The sequence below is a fragment of the Weissella sp. DD23 genome, assembly GCF_001579105.1.
Taxonomy (GTDB): Bacteria; Bacillota; Bacilli; order Lactobacillales; family Lactobacillaceae; genus Weissella; species Weissella cibaria.
In genome coordinates this window covers 33,787-35,823 of record NZ_KQ970390.1, presented here as the reverse complement: position 1 = coordinate 35,823, position 2,037 = coordinate 33,787, and the positions used below count along the sequence as shown (strand labels likewise).

At 43.3% G+C, this 2,037-nt stretch carries 2 protein-coding genes; both read left to right on the top strand.

Annotated elements, in window-relative coordinates:
* Positions 1 to 1,052 (top strand): YhgE/Pip domain-containing protein (locus tag WEIDD23_RS00155; protein WP_062358596.1); only part of this gene is annotated, 1,052 nt, incomplete at its 5' end.
* Positions 1,049 to 1,546 carry a hypothetical protein gene (locus tag WEIDD23_RS00150; RefSeq protein WP_010370419.1) on the top strand — a complete coding sequence of 166 codons (498 nt, stop codon included), beginning with the start codon at positions 1,049 to 1,051 and terminating at the stop codon, positions 1,544 to 1,546. The genes WEIDD23_RS00155 and WEIDD23_RS00150, both read left to right, overlap by 4 nt.
* Positions 1,547 to 2,037 lie beyond the last annotated feature (491 nt).

Below are 2,037 nucleotides of genomic sequence, written 5' to 3'. Positions count from 1 at the left end.
TTCCCTCTCTCTACTCCGGTCTTTTCCTCGGCGCCATCCGCGACCCTTACGGAAAAATCAATCAACTTCCCGTGGCATTGGTGGCAAATTCAACCGACCAAGCAAGTCCCATTTATCAAAACATCAAATCAAGCAAGACTTTTGGCTTCAAGCAAGAAAGCTTGAGCCAGGCCAAGCAGGAGCTCAAAGCGGGCAAGATTTTTGGCATTCTGGACTTCAAAGCTAATTTTTCAAAGTCACTTGAAACATTCGCGATGACGCAAAAACCCGCACAAATCGAACTTTTCACCAGCAGCGGCCTGAATTTCTCTGCTCAGAAAATCCTGACAACAGACGCCAATCAGATGGTGAACGACAGCAACCAAGCCATCGCGCAAAGCACCATCGCCAAGCTAAATAGTGCCAAAATGGCTGTTCCAACGGGAATTTCGCAAGCCATTGTACTCAAAACTCACGATATTTCCCCTGTCAAAAATAACGCTGAAGGCCTCGCACCTTACTTCTTTGCCCTGACGCTGTTTGTGGGCGGCATCATCATAAATCAAGTTTTCATGCGCCTTTTCGCAAGCAAAAAAGGGAAATTCAAAACTTTTTATCTGTGGCAATTTGTCTTACCCGCAGGAATGTCGCTGATTCAGGCCGCCGTTATGACGCTTTTGACCGCTGTCATTTTCCATTTCTCAGTGCTTAGCTGGACTGGTCTGTTTGGCTTATTAGTCCTTCTCGCCTTGACATTTGATAGTCTGATTATTGCATTAAATAAGCTTTTCCCTCGTTTTGGGGTCTTAGTTGTTTTGGTTATTTTAATGCTGCAAACGGCGATGGCGGGAGGCTCTTACCCACTGGCCTTGTCAGATAAAATCTTCCAAACGGGTTCCCACTTTCTGCCGATGACTTACGGTGTGCTGGGGTTGCGTAAGCTCTTTAACTTAGGGATGTCTGACATTTGGTCACAAATCTGGCCTCTACTGATTTTCCTTGTCATTGGACAAATGCTGCTCATACTCGCTTATTTTTGGCACAACCATGGAGAAAGAATCCTCGAAAAATGACCTCAAATCTTCTCATTTCATTACTTTTGCTCGTTTTGATTTTAATTCGTCAGTTAAGCGCACGAGTCGTGCTGCATCAAACACGGACTTTCCTGATTCTCATTGGAATTGGCTGTCTCCTTGCTTATCAAGGACGTAGCACAATTCATTGGAACCTTCTTTTGCTGAGCGCGATTGGGTTCGGCGACATTTTCTTACCTATTTTCTTTGGCTGGCTGCGGGCCATTTCGAGCAAGATTTGGTTTGATTCTGAAAAGCAGCTCATTTTTTGCAAAGGCACGCTCATCACAGCAGGACTTTGGCTGGCCTACATTGCCTTGCGGGGCATGATAGGCTACCTTATCAAAGGGAGTGATAATTTTATGCTCATTTCACTTGGGCTTTCACTTTTGACGCAGCGCGAACTGATCTGGCAGCGTGTCAGCCGTTTATTCCCCAGAGAAATTTCTAAAAACCAAGCTTTCCAGCTGGAACACGACAAAAAAGACAAATAATCTATTCACAGTGCCATTTTAAGGACACCTAAACGCTGTGAGTACTTACAAAAAATCATTGGCAGGACTGTCAGTGATTTTTTCATTATCAGCGCTATCAGAGGTATCTATCAAATTAGAGGCAGATTTTTTAGCGCAATGACATTGCTCACAGGCAGCAGGATAATGATCAAAAGTAAAATGGCGAGTTCCATGACCCACTTAGAGCCTGACAGTTAACAGATATAAAGATTCACAAAAGTCCTATTCTTGCGTTGAGAGTTTGCAAAAAAAGCAACGCCGTTTCCGACGCTGATTTCTGACAATCTTCCATTTTGTTGACTTTTCGGTTATTACCGTGGTTATTTGCAATTTTGAAATTGAGCTTTAAACTGAAAGGGATTGCTGTGACAGCTTCCATGGGATAAAGCAAATTGTTATAACACACTTCAGCGTCTCACTTGAAAAACCAGAAGAAAACTTAATTTTTGGCAATAAAAAACACTCATCAA

What these genes read in the sequence shown, in the direction of transcription:
- WEIDD23_RS00150 (WP_010370419.1), top strand. Translation starts at nt 1,049, where the DNA reads ATGACCTCAAATCTTCTCATTTCATTACTTTTGCTCGTTTTGATTTTA.